The following is a 12,099-nucleotide window of genomic DNA, read 5'->3' on the forward strand; positions in this document are numbered from 1 at the left end:
GGGCCGGCCGGTCATGACCAAATCTCTGGAAAGCCTACCGTTCCGGGACTGGTGCCGGTCCCTGCGGCCGGCGACCCGGCACACTAGTCGGAACCGCGGAGGCACACAAGAAAGGCGATCGCGCCCTCGCATTCCTGCGGACGAATCCGGTTAAGCTCCGGCCATGCCCAGCTCGCCCGAACATCCGGTGCCAAAGCCTCCCGCACCCCGCGTCTACACGATTCCGGCCGCCGTGCCGTTCCTGCCCACGCTTGCGGCTGCCCTCCTGGAGGGGCGGCTGGTGCCGGGCTTCTCGGCCGCGGCCGACCCGCTGGCGCTCGCCGGCGTGACGCTCTATCTGCCCACCCGCCGGGCCTGCCGGACCGCCCGGGACGTGTTCTTCGCGGCGATGGGCCGCGACGGTGCCGTGCTGCCCCGGATCGTCGCGCTCGGCGACATCGACGAGGACGAGCTGGCCTTCTCGGCCGCGGGCCGCGGCGCGGAGGCCGCAGGCGCCGACGCCGCCGCCCTGCCCGAGGCGCTCGACCTGCCCCCCGCCCTGCCCGGCCTGTCGCGCCGGCTGCTGCTCGCCCGCCTCGTCCTCGCCTGGGCCAAGACCCTGCGCCGCAGGACCGCCGAGCAGGCGCCCGTCGTAGTCGACACCCCGGCGGCGGCGCTCGCCATGGCCGACCAGCTCGCCCGGCTGATCGACGACATGACCACCCGGGGCGTCCCGTGGACCGCCCTCGACACCCTCGTCCCGGAGGAGCACGACCGCTACTGGGGCCTGACGCTGGAGTTCCTGGCGGTCGCCCGCGAGGCATGGCCGGCGCTGCTGGCCGAGCGGAACACCATCGAGCCGGCCGCCCGCCGCGATCTCCTGATCGCCGCCGAGGCCGCCCGCATCGCGGCGCGGGCCGAGGGGCCGGTGATCGTCGCCGGCTCGACCGGCTCGATGCCGGCGACGGCCCGCTTCATCGCCACGGTGGCGCGGCTGCCGCACGGCGCCGTGGTGCTGCCCGGCCTCGACACGGCACTCGACGACGAGTCATGGGCGGCCATCGACGGCGTGGCGGACGGCTCGGGGCTGGCGCCGGGCCGCTCCGGCCTTGGGCCGGAGCCCGAGTGCGGCCACCCGCAATTCGCCCTGCACGGCCTGCTGGCCGGCTTGGGGCTGAGGCGCGCCGACGTGGTGCCGCTCGGCACCCCGCCCCGGCACGACCGCGGCGTGCTGCTCTCCGAGGCGTTGCGGCCGGCTCCGACCACCCATCTGTGGCAAAGGCGGCTGGCCGACGCGGACTTCACCGGGGCGGTGCGCGACGGCATGCCGGGCCTCTCCGTGATCGAGGCGGCGAACGCCGAGGAGGAGGCGCTCGCCATCGCGGTCGTGCTGCGCGAGGCGCTGGAAGAGCCCGGCCGCACCGCGGCGCTCGCGACCCCGGACCGGGCGCTGGCGCGCCGCGTCGCCGCCGCGCTCGGCCGCTGGGGCGTGACCGTGTCGGACACCGGCGGCCAGCCGCTCGCCGACGCCCCGGCCGGCGTGTTCGCCCGCCTCGCCGCCGAGACGGCGCTCGGCGAGGTCGCGCCGGTGCCGCTGCTGGCGCTCTTGAAGCACCCGCTCGCCCGGCTCGGCCGCGACGCGGCGGAGCACGCCCGCGCCGTCGCGGCGCTGGAGCGCGCGGTGCTGCGCGGGCCGCGGCCGCGCCTCGGCACGGCCGGCCTCGCCCACGCGCTCGCCACCATCGCCACCGAGGTGGCGAAGCTGCAGGCCGGCGAGGAGTCGACCCTCCACCCGGCCGATCCGCGGGCCCGGCTGCGGGCGCACGAGCTGGACGCCGCGACCGCCCTGGTCGCGCGCCTGACCGCCGCGCTGGCGCCGCTGGAAAAGCTCGACTCGCGAAAACCGCAGGGGCTGGCGGCGCTCGCCGCCGCGCATCGCGCCGTGATCGAGGCGCTGTCCGACGACGGCGCCCACGGGATCGTCGCCTTCGCGGGGGCGGACGGCGGCGCGCTCGCCGACACCTTCGACAAGCTCGTCGACGAGGCGGCGGCCGAGACGTTTCCGGTGGCGACCGAGGACTATGCCGAGCTGTTCCGCACCGCCGTCGCCGACCGCGTGGTGCGGCCGCCGCCGGTCGCGGGAGCCCGCCTGCACATTCTCGGCCTGCTCGAAGCGCGGCTCGTGACGGTCGACCGTTTCGTGCTGGGCGGCCTCGCCGAAGGCGTGTGGCCGCCGGCCGCGGCGAGCGACCCGTGGCTCAGCCGCGGCATGCGCCACGCCCTGGGTCTCGACCTGCCAGAGCGCCGCATCGGCCTGTCGGCGCACGACTTCGCCCAGCTCGCCGGCTCCGCCCCCGAGGTGGTGATGACGCGGCCCGGCAAGGTCGGCGGCGCGCCGGTCGCCGCCTCGCGCTTCTTGCAGCGGCTCGCCGCCGTCGCCGGCCCGGCCTGGAAGGACGTCGTGAGACGCGGCGAGGCGTATCTGGATCTCGCGCGAAAGCTCGATCGGCCGGACGGGCCGCCGAAGCGCGTCGCCCGGCCGGAGCCCAAGCCGCCGCGCGACGTGCGCCCCGTGTCGCTCTCGGTCACCGAGATCGAGCACTGGCTGCGCGATCCCTACACGATCTATGCGAAGCACATCCTGCGGCTGTCGCCGCTCGATCCGGTGGATCTGCCACCCGGCGCCAAGGACCGCGGCATCGCCATCCACGCGGCGATCGGCACGTTCTGCGAGCGCTACGCCGCGGCGCTGCCCGACGACCCCCTCGCCGCACTCCTGGAGATCGGCCGGCAGGAATTCGCCAAGCTCGACGACACGCCGGAGGCACGCGCCTTCTGGTGGCCGCGCTTCACCGAGATCGCCCGCTGGTTCGTGCGCTTCGAGCGCGAGCGCCGCGCCGACGGCACGGTCGTGACCGCCGAGATCAAGGGCGAACTCGACATTCCGCTCGGCGAGGGCCGCGCCTTCCGGCTGCGCGCCCGCGCCGACCGCATCGAGCGCCATCCCGACGGCTCGTTCGCCATTCTCGACTTCAAGACCGGGGCGCCGCCCTCCTCCAAGCAGGTGCGGCTCGGCCTCTCGCCGCAGCTCACGCTCGAAGGCGCGATTCTGCGCGGCGGCGGCTTCGACGGGCTGCCGCCCGGTGCCGGGCTCGACGAGCTCGCCTATGTGCGCCTCACCGGCGGCGACCCGGCCGGCGAATGCTGTCCGGTCGATCTCGAGACGCAGTCGCCCGATGCCGCCGCCGACGCCGCGCTCGGCAAGCTGATCGGGCTGGTGAAGAAGTTCGACGACCCGGAGACGCCCTACCGCTCGCTGGTGCTCTCGATGTGGAAGAGCCGCTACGGCACCTACGACGACCTCGCCCGCGTGAAGGAGTGGTCGACCGGAGAGGGGGGCGAGTGATGCGCGACATTTTACGACGCGCCGCCGCCTGTCCTTCTCCCCGCGCGCGGGGTCGCGCTCTCGCGCGACAAGACGGTGGCTCGCCGCGCAGCGGCGAGTCGGATGAGGGGGCGCCTCCGTATCCTCGACACGCCCCCTCACCCGGGCTTCGCGCCTTCGGCGCAAACCCCGACCTCTCCCCGCACGCGGGGAGAGGTGACGGCAGCGCGCTGCGAGAGGCCCGAGCATGAGTCGCCCGAAAATCATCCCGGTCGATGTCACGACCGTGCAGGCCGAGGCGGCGGATCCGGATGCCTCGGTGTTCGTGTCAGCCAATGCCGGCTCGGGCAAGACGCACGTGCTGGCGCAGCGGGTGATCCGATTGCTGCTCGCCGGCGTCGATCCGGCGAAGATTCTCTGCATCACCTTCACCAAGGCGGCGGCCGCCAACATGGCGGACCGCGTCTTCGGGCAGCTCGCCGGCTGGATTTCGCTCGACGACGCGGCGCTCGATGAGAAGCTCACCAGTCTCGGAGTCAAATCCATCACGGCGCGCGACCGCGAGCAGGCGCGAAAACTGTTCGCCGCGGCGCTCGACACGCCGGGCGGTCTGAAGGTGGAGACCATCCACGCCTTCTGCACGCGCCTCCTGCAGCGTTTTCCGTTCGAGGCCGGCGTGCCGGCGCATTTCTCCGTGCTGGACGACCGCGCCACCGACGAGCTTCTGGACCGCTCCACCATGGCGGTGCTGCTCGACGCCACGGCCGACCCCGGCTCGCCGACCGGCCGGGCGCTCGCGGCCGCGCTCGCCGCCGCCGCCGACCAGACGCTGCGCGACCTCGTCCGCGAGGCGGTGTTCCGCCGCCACGCGCTGACCGCCTGGATCGACGCGCATGGCGGCCTGCAGGGCGCCTTGGAGAACCTGTCGACGTCGCTCGGCGTCACGAGCGACGATACGATCGCGGCGATCGACAAGGCGATCGTCGACGGGCCGATCCTGCCGGCCGCCGACTGGGCCTCGGTCGCCGCCGTCTGCAAGGGCGGCACGGCGAACGACCAGAAGCAGTGCGCCCGCTTTACGGCCGCCGCGGCGGCGCGCGGGGCGGAGCAGATCGAGGCCTATCTGGACGTCTTCCTCACCGGCAAGCGCGAGCGACGAAAATCGCTCGTCACGTCGGGCATCGCCAAGAAGCATCCGGGGCTCGCCGAGCGACTGACGGTCGAGCAGGAGCGCGTGATCGCTCTCGTGGCGCGGCGCGATGCCGTCGCGGCGCGCGACCGCACCGCGGCCCTCATCACGCTCGCGGCCGCCGTGATCGCCCGTTACGTCGCCGAGAAGAACCGCCGCGGCTTCCTCGACTACGACGACCTGATCGACCGCACCCTCGCGCTCCTTCAGCAGACCGCGCCCGGCTGGGTGCACTACAAGCTCGACCGCGCCATCGACCACGTGCTGATCGACGAGGCGCAGGACACGAGCCCGAAGCAGTGGGAGATCATCCGCCTCCTGGTCGCCGAGTTCACGGCCGGGGCCGGCGCGCGGCCGATCCGCCGCACCGTCTTCGCGGTCGGCGACGAGAAGCAGTCGATCTTCTCGTTCCAGGGCGCCGTGCCGAAGGAGTTCGCCCGCATGCGGCGGCACTTCGAGACCGCCCACAAGGCGGCGGGCCTGACCTTCCACCGGCGCGACTTCAAGGTGTCGTTCCGCTCCGGCGCCAACATTCTCGGCGCCGTCGACGCGGTGTTCGCGGCGCCCGAGATGTTCGCCAGCATCACGTCGGACGCCGACGGGATTCCGCCGCACATTGCGCTCCCCGACGCGGCGCCCGGCATCGTCGAGGTGTGGCCGCTGACGCCGCCCGATCCACGCGACGAGATCGAGGGCTGGGACGCGCCGTTCGACAAAACGATCGAGACGAGCCCGCAGGTCAAGCTCGCGCGACAGATTGCGCAGACGATCCGCGCGCTGATCGACGCCGGCGCGCCGGCCGGCCACGAGAGCCGGCCGCTGCGCGCCGGCGACGTGCTGGTGCTGGTGCGCCAGCGCGGGCCCATGTTCGAGGCGATCATCCGGGCGCTCGGCGAGGCGCGCGTGCCGGTCGCCGGCGCCGATCGGCTGACGCTGACCGAGCATGTCGCCGTCGTCGACCTGATGGCGCTGGCCGACGCGATCCTGCTGCCGGCCGACGATCTCGCGCTGGCGATCGCGCTCAAGAGCCCGCTGCTCGGCTTCGACGACGACATGCTGTTCCGCCTCGCCCACGGCCGGCGCGGCACGCTGCACGCGGCGCTGATGGCCGCGGCCGGCGACGATCCCGTCGTCGCCGACGCGGCGGCGCGCTTCGATCGCTGCGCCGAGGCGGCGCGGCGCTGCGGACCGTTCGACTTCTTCGCCCGGCTGCTCGGCCCGGAGGGCGGGCGCAAGACAATCCTCGCCCGCCTCGGCCACGAGGCGAACGACGCGCTCGACGAGTTCCTGGCGCTGGCGCTCGACTTCGAGCGGCGCGAGACGCCGTCGCTGCAGGGCTTCGTCGCCTGGCTGCGCGCCGCCGAAAGCGAGATCAAGCGCGACATGGAGATCCGCCGCGACGAGGTGCGGGTGATGACCGTGCACGGCGCCAAGGGCCTCGAGGCGCCGCTGGTGTTCCTGGCCGACACGACGCAGCCGCCCTCCGGCCCGCGGCCGCCGCGGCTTCTCACCTTGCCGACCGAGCACCTCGCCCCCGGCGCGCCGGGGGCGCCGGTGTGGGCCGGCCGCAAGGAGCAGGATCCGCCGGCGCTCGCCGCGGCCCGCGCGGCCGCCGCCCGCGAGGCCGAGGACGAGTACCGAAGGCTCCTCTACGTGGCGATGACGCGCGCCGCCCACCGCCTGGTCGTCTGCGGCTGCGCCGGTGCCAAGAAGCCGCCGGCCGGCTGCTGGCACGAGCTGATCACGACGCAGCTCGCCGGCAAGCCGGGCGTGACGGAGGAGACGCTTCCCGGCCACGACGCGCCGGTCCGCATCTATCGCAAGGTGGCGGCCGAGCCCCTGCCCGAACCCACCCCGGCGGCGGAGGCCACGTCGCCGTCCGCGTCGCCGGAGTCGGAACCGGCCTGGCTGCGCGCGCCGGTCGCCACCGACACGGCGGCGCCCGCCGCCGTCTCGCCCTCGCGCGCCCTCGACGAGGATCGGCCCGCCGTCCCGCGCCGCGTCGTCGGCACGGAAGCGGCCCGCAAGGCGGCGATGCTGCGCGGCAGCCTCGCCCATAGGCTTCTCCAGTCGCTGCCCGAGATCGCCGCGCAGACGCGCGCCGCGAGGGCCCGCGCCGTGCTGGCCCGCAATGCCGCGGCGCTCCCCGAGGCCGCCCGCGAGGCGCTGCTCGCCGAGACGCTGGCGATTCTCGACGACGCCCGCTTCGCCCCGCTGTTCGGCTCCGGCAGCCGCGCCGAGGTGCCGATCCTCGGCCGCCTCGCGCGGCCGGACGGGACGCCGCTCGTCGTCGCCGGCCAGGTCGACCGCCTCGCCGTCACGGCGGACGCCGTGCTGATCGCCGACTTCAAGACGAATCGCACAGCCCCGAGAACGCTCGCCGAGGTGCCGCCCGACTACGTGACGCAACTCGCGCTCTATGCCGCCGTGCTCGGCCGGCTGTGGCCCGGACGGCGCATCTCCACCGCGCTGGTGTGGACCGAAACGCCGGAGCTGATGGAGATTCCGCCCGACGCCCGGGCCGCCGCCCTGGCCCGGCTCGGGGTCGCCGCGGCGGCGCCTTGACGCACCCGGGACGCATTCATACGTTCAGGCCCGATCATCGAACCCCGCGAGGTATGGCATGGGCGTGACCAAGGTTTCCGACCAGGACTTCGAGACCGAGGTGCTGAAGTCGGACAAGCCGGTCGTCGTGGACTTCTGGGCCGAGTGGTGCGGCCCCTGCCGCATGATCGCCCCGGCCCTCGAGGAGATCGCCGGCTCGCTCGACGGCAAGGTGAAGATCGTCAAGCTCAACGTCGACGAGAATCCCAAGGTCGCGGCGCAGTACAACATCATGTCGATCCCGACCCTGATGCTGTTCAAGAACGGCGAGCTCTCGTCGCGCCAGGTCGGCGCCGCGCCGAAGGCCAAGCTCGAGCAGTGGATCACGGCTGCGGTCTGACCGCAGCGGCTGCGGTCTGACCGCAGCGGCGGCGATCTGACCGCAGCGGCGGCTCTGGCGCGGCGCGGTCCGGCAGCCCCGCCCCGCCCCGGACCGGGCCGAACCGCCCCCTTCCTTGGCGACACCCATGACGGCCGGCGCCCGCGCCGGCCGTTCGGCGTCGCGGGCACGTCGGCCCCGGGCTATCGGCCCGGGATTGTCGGCCCGGGGTTGTCGCCCCGCCCCCCTTGCCTATACTGCGGCCATTCCGCGCGGCACCCCACGCGGTCGTCACGCACTGCAGCACGAGAGATCCAGAATGCCGGTCGATGCGATCGCCGACCCGACGACCGAGGACGCGACCGAGGAGCAGATCATCCTGGTCGACGCCGACGACCGGCCGCTCGGCGTCGCCGGCAAGACCGAGGTGCATCGCCGCGGCCTGCCGCATCGCGCCATCTCGGTGCTGGTCCGCAACGCCCGCGGCGAGATCCTGATCCAGCGCCGCAACCCGGCCAAGTACCACTCGGGCGGGCTGTGGGCGAACACCTGCTGCAGCCACCCGCGGCCCGGCGAGTCGACGCTCGACGCGGCGCTGCGGCGGCTGCCCGAGGAGATGGGATTCGCCTGCGCGCTCGCGCCGATCTTCAAGACGCATTACCGCGCGACGCTGTCCAACGGCTTCATCGAGGACGAGCTGGTGCATGCCTTCGGCGGCACCTTCGACGGCGCGGTCGCGCCGGCACCGGACGAGGTGAGCGAGTACGCCTGGGTGCCGTTCGAGACGCTGTTCGCCGACCAGAAGGCGCATCCCGAGCGCTACGCCGTGTGGTTCCGCCACTACCTGAACCAGCATCGCGACGACATCGCGGCCTGGCTCGCGCGCGCGACGTGACGCCACGGCGTCAGGCCGTGGCGGACCGGGGCGACCGACCGAGAGCAGCGAGGCCGGAATGATCACCAGCGGCAACCTGTTCGCCGGCAGCGAGACGCGCCGCGCCGAGGAGGTGATCGCGACCCTGCTCGCGACGCCGGATCTCAAGATCGAGCGCATCGTCTCGCACGGTCAGGCGAGCCCGCCGGGCTTCTGGTACGATCAGGCCTGGGGCGAATGGGTGGTGCTGCTCAGCGGGACCGCGACCCTGCGGTTCGAGAAGGAGGCGGCGCCGCGAGACCTGCGCCCCGGCGACTTCGTCCACATCCCGGCCCACGCCCGCCACCGCGTCGACGCGACCGATCCGGACGGCGCCACCGTGTGGCTCGCCGTGCATCACCGGTGAGGGGCGATTGTCATTCCGGGGCGCGGCCCAGACCTCCGCTCATTCCCGCGAAGGCGGGAATCCAGGACGTCGCACCGTGCCGCCCCTGGGTCGCCGCCTTCGCGGGGACGAGCGGATAAGCCTTGCGCGAGGGATCGCGGGTACGCCGAAAGCGACCCTCAGAACCACCGCTCCGACACCACCACGGTGTCGCCCGGGCGCACCGGGGTGAGCATCGGGCCCTTGAGGCGGACCGGTCCCTGCGGGGTCGGGCGGGTGATCTCGATCTCGGTGCGATAGGCGCGCGGCGTGAAGCCGCCGGCGATCGCCACCGCCGTCTCGGCCGTGAGATGGGCGACGAACGGGTACTGGCCCGGGAACGCCACCTCGCCGAGAATGAAGAACGGCCGATAGGACTCGACCTCGACCGCGACATGCGGCTCGCGGATGTAGCCGTCGCGCAGCCGTGCCGCGATCACCCTGGCGAGCTCGGCCGTGGTGCGGCCGCGGGCCGCGACGCCACCGATCAGCGGCAGCGTGATGCGGCCGGCGGCATCGACCGCATAGGTGTTGGTGAGCCCCTCCTGGCCGTAGACCACGACGCGCAGCCGGTCGCCGGCATCGAGCGTGTAGGGCGGATCGGGATCGTCGGCCCGGACCAGCGCCGCGGCGACGGCGGGCGACGGCCCAGGGATCGCACCGGGGATCGCACCGGTCACGTCGGGACCGCCGTAGACGACCGCGTCGATCGAGGGCGGCGGCGGCGGCGGGCCGGGCATCAGGAAGCGCGGCGTCGAGACACAGCCGGAGACGGCCAGGGCGGCGAGGATCACGACGAGGTTACGAACGTGCCGCATGGGAATCCGGACTGCGCTGAGAACTCTACTGTCCGGGATTAACACCTCATTATCGTTAACAAAGCTTCACCGCACGGGGGTTTCCGGGCCGCGCACGCCAGGGTTTCGTCGCTCCGCGGCGACGTGCGGCGGCCCTGCCACGGTCCACGGTTAGATCCGTTGCGGTGACACCGAGCAGACATCGCGCAGGATAAGAAATGCGGCCGGGGCGTGCCCGGCCGCGCGTGATCGCGATCGATGGAAAGTCTGCTTCAGCGCCCGGGCGCTGCGCCCCTCACGCCGCCGGCACGCCGGCGCCGACCGGGCAGCTCACGCCGGTGCCGCCGAGCCCGCAATAGCCGGCCGGGTTCTTGGCGAGATACTGCTGGTGATAGTCCTCGGCGAAATAGAACGGCGGCGCGTCGACGATCTCGGTCGTGATCGCCCCGTGGCCGCGCGCCGACAGCGCCGCCTGATAGGCGTCGCGCGACGCTTCCGCGGCGGCGCGCTGCGCCGGCGACCCGACATAGATGCCGGAGCGATACTGGGTGCCGACGTCGTTGCCCTGGCGCATGCCCTGGGTCGGGTCGTGGCTCTCCCAGAAGGTCTGCAGCAGGCGCTCGTAGGAGATCGTCCTCGGATCGAAGACCACCAGCACCACCTCGTTGTGGCCGGTGCGGCCGGAGCAGACCTCCTCGTAGGTCGGGTTCGGCGTGCCGCCGCCGGCGTAACCCACCGCCGTGACGTGAACGCCGTCGCCGAGCTGCCAGAACTTCCGCTCGGCGCCCCAGAAGCAGCCCAGCCCGAAGATCGCCGTCTCGAGCCCGTCCGGATACGGTCCCTGCAGGGCGCGCCCGTTGACGAAGTGATGCGACGCGGTCGGGATCGGCCGGTCGCGCCCCGGCAGCATCTCGCGCGGGGACGGCATCTCGGCCTTCTTGCGGAACAGGAACATCGGGGGTCTCCTTCTCGGGTGCGCCGCTGCGGACGCGAGGCGAGATATGGGGAGCGCGGCCGCCCGGCGCAGGCGGGCGGCCGATCACATCTCGATCAGGCGGGAACCGGGAAAGCGGGGTTCAGCGACGCGCGTAGCCGATCAGCGGCTTCTTCTTGCGGCCGAGCAGCACGAGAATCATGCCGATGACCCCGAGCACCAGCCAGGTCGGCGAGGTCAGCGCCTTGAGCATGGCGGGATCCCACAGCCAGGGCGAGTGCCGCTCCATGATCGGCTGCAAGGCCTGCAGGCTGCCGGCATGGATGTCGTTCCAGGTCTCGCCGAACGGCTTGATCAGCACCACCCCGGCGGCGATCGACCGGGTGCCGTCGTAGACGAGGAAGATGAAGGCCGCGGCCAGGATCCACAGGCCGACGAAGCGAAAGGCGAAGCGAATCATCGGGAAAGGCCGCGCTCGGAGGGGTATGTGGAAATCATAGCGTGCGCCGCAAACATCCGACAGAGGGCCGTTGACGCCGACGGGGCGCACACTTATAAGCGTCGCTCACCCGGCGGCGCGAGCGCGCCGCGGCAGATTTTGTGCGCCCCTTGCGAGCGCGGCGCCGGACCGGGCCATCCCGGGCCGCCCCACGGCAAGACAGACGACGACAGACACTGAGACCGAGTCACTCGGTTACAACGGACGGACACCGCCAAGATGGCCAATACGACTTCCGCCAAGAAGGCCACCCGCAAGATCGCGCGTCGCACCGAGGTGAACAAGGCGCGGCGCTCGCGCATGCGCACCTTCGTCCGCAAGGTCGAGGAGGCGCTGGCGAGCGGCGACAAGGCGGCGGCCACGGCGGCCCTGCAGGCGGCCGAGCCGGTGCTCATGCGGGCGGCCCAGAAGGGCGTGGTCCACAAGCGCAGCGCCAGCCGCAAGGTGGCGCGCCTCACCCATGCGGTGACCAAGCTCGCCTGAGAACGACCGCGGTCGTTCCTCTCTTTCGGGGTTGTGAGAAGGCCGGGGTCGTCCCGGCCTTTCGTCGTTTCGGACGGGCCTGCCCCGCAGCCGGGGTGACCGCCGTCACACGATCTCGGATCCTGACAGGCTCTGCGCCGAGGCATTCGCGAGTCGCATTTCCGCCCCTCGGTTCCGCAAATCCTTGTTTCGATGTTCCAAACACCCGACCGCGCCACGACAATTCTGTCGTTGTCCCCTGTTCATCTACGTAGGTCGGATGACATGACGCGGACGATCCCTTACGAAGAACCCCGGCTTTCGATGTTGTTCCGAGGCATCACCGTTGCTCTTGCGCAACAACTTCGCGGTCCCGTTAAGCACAATCGCGACTTTAAGTAGTTTCCCGTATTCCACGCGAGTTACGAGTCCCCCCGGCCGGATGCCCATCGGAGCGCAGGTTACCCGGCTCGGGCGCGCAGGAAATTCAGCGCCTTAACAAAGCGTTAACATCAAAGCCGAGGCGACCGGTCGGCATTGCCTCCCGGGCTGTCGCACGCCGTCTCCGCCGCGCGCCGTCGCGGGGCAGTTTGGTTAACCCGCGCGGTTTGTCACAACACGATGAAATTCGAC

At 72.5% G+C, this 12,099-nt stretch carries 9 protein-coding genes; 6 read left to right on the forward strand and 3 right to left on the reverse strand.

What is annotated here, in order from left to right:
* The first annotated feature begins 187 nt into the window (after positions 1–187).
* From addB to ABTU92_RS03035, 5 genes are all read left to right on the forward strand, one after another.
* The gene (gene addB / locus ABTU92_RS03015) at positions 188–3,385 is read left to right on the forward strand and encodes a double-strand break repair protein AddB (RefSeq protein ID WP_408087536.1); all 3,198 of its coding nucleotides are present in this window, start codon (positions 188–190) and stop codon (positions 3,383–3,385) included.
* Positions 3,386–3,611: 226 nt separating this feature from the next.
* Complete coding sequence (gene addA / locus ABTU92_RS03020; protein WP_408087538.1) at positions 3,612–7,118, forward strand: double-strand break repair helicase AddA; 3,507 nt, start codon at positions 3,612–3,614, stop codon at positions 7,116–7,118.
* Positions 7,119–7,176: 58 nt separating this feature from the next.
* A complete protein-coding gene (trxA, locus tag ABTU92_RS03025) occupies positions 7,177–7,497 on the forward strand; it encodes a thioredoxin (RefSeq protein WP_111357809.1) in 321 nt (106 codons plus the stop codon).
* 298 nt (positions 7,498–7,795) lie between these two features.
* Positions 7,796–8,371, forward strand: coding sequence for an isopentenyl-diphosphate Delta-isomerase (gene idi, locus ABTU92_RS03030; RefSeq protein ID WP_408087540.1), 576 nt, complete (start codon positions 7,796–7,798; stop codon positions 8,369–8,371).
* A gap of 58 nt (positions 8,372–8,429) precedes the next feature.
* Positions 8,430–8,756, forward strand: coding sequence for a cupin domain-containing protein (locus ABTU92_RS03035; RefSeq protein WP_408087542.1), 327 nt, complete (start codon positions 8,430–8,432; stop codon positions 8,754–8,756).
* Between the two features lie 158 nt (positions 8,757–8,914).
* Here the strand turns inward: ABTU92_RS03035 and ABTU92_RS03040 are convergent, their stop codons facing one another.
* The 3 genes from ABTU92_RS03040 to ABTU92_RS03050 all read right to left on the reverse strand — a co-directional run bounded on the left by ABTU92_RS03040 (position 8,915) and on the right by ABTU92_RS03050 (position 10,965).
* Positions 8,915–9,592: a polysaccharide biosynthesis/export family protein gene (locus ABTU92_RS03040; RefSeq protein WP_408087544.1), complete on the reverse strand. Its 678-nt coding sequence runs from the start codon at positions 9,590–9,592 to the stop codon at positions 8,915–8,917.
* 274 nt (positions 9,593–9,866) lie between these two features.
* The gene (msrA, locus tag ABTU92_RS03045) at positions 9,867–10,526 is read right to left on the reverse strand and encodes a peptide-methionine (S)-S-oxide reductase MsrA (RefSeq protein ID WP_408087546.1); all 660 of its coding nucleotides are present in this window, start codon (positions 10,524–10,526) and stop codon (positions 9,867–9,869) included.
* A 121-nt stretch (positions 10,527–10,647) separates the two neighbouring features.
* Positions 10,648–10,965, reverse strand: a complete 318-nt coding sequence (locus ABTU92_RS03050; protein WP_408087548.1) for a hypothetical protein — start codon at positions 10,963–10,965, stop codon at positions 10,648–10,650.
* A 258-nt stretch (positions 10,966–11,223) separates the two neighbouring features.
* On the opposite strand from ABTU92_RS03050, the gene rpsT reads away from it, so the two are divergent.
* Positions 11,224–11,487, forward strand: a complete 264-nt coding sequence (gene rpsT / locus ABTU92_RS03055; RefSeq protein ID WP_378479098.1) for a 30S ribosomal protein S20 — start codon at positions 11,224–11,226, stop codon at positions 11,485–11,487.
* The last annotated feature ends 612 nt before the right edge of the window (positions 11,488–12,099 follow it).

It is taken from the genome of Rhodoplanes sp. SY1, assembly GCF_046000175.1.
Taxonomy (GTDB): domain Bacteria; phylum Pseudomonadota; class Alphaproteobacteria; order Rhizobiales; family Xanthobacteraceae; genus Rhodoplanes.